General features: G+C 38.0%; 1 protein-coding gene. It reads left to right on the top strand.

Annotation, left to right across the window (positions count from 1 at the left end; genetic code table 11):
* On the top strand, positions 1 to 226 hold a 226-nt coding region (locus AOQ32_RS08560; protein ID WP_114680003.1), incomplete at its 5' end, for an LPXTG cell wall anchor domain-containing protein.
* Between the last annotated feature and the right edge of the window lie 37 nt (positions 227 to 263).

Raw genomic sequence — 263 nt, 5'->3', positions numbered from 1 at the left:
GGGTACGCAAAGTACTGTCCCTGATGTAAAGCCTAATAACACGTCAGCGTCATCAAACAATAGTGATAATCATCTTCCCGCAACAAGCGTTCAAAGCGAAGAGAAACACAACAAATTGCCAGATACAGCTAAAAAAGAGCAAGGTTATAGTATTACAGGACTTCTTGGTGTCTCGACAGTTCTAAGCTTATTTGGACTAAGCAGTCGTCGTAACAAGAAAAACTAAATTTTATTGATTAATACGACTAGTTAACATAATGTGC

The sequence above is a fragment of the Fructobacillus tropaeoli genome (assembly GCF_001047135.2).
GTDB lineage: Bacteria > Bacillota > Bacilli > Lactobacillales > Lactobacillaceae > Fructobacillus > Fructobacillus tropaeoli.
The sequence above is the reverse complement of the archived record's forward strand: the minus strand, read 5'-3'. Positions and strand labels throughout refer to the sequence as shown.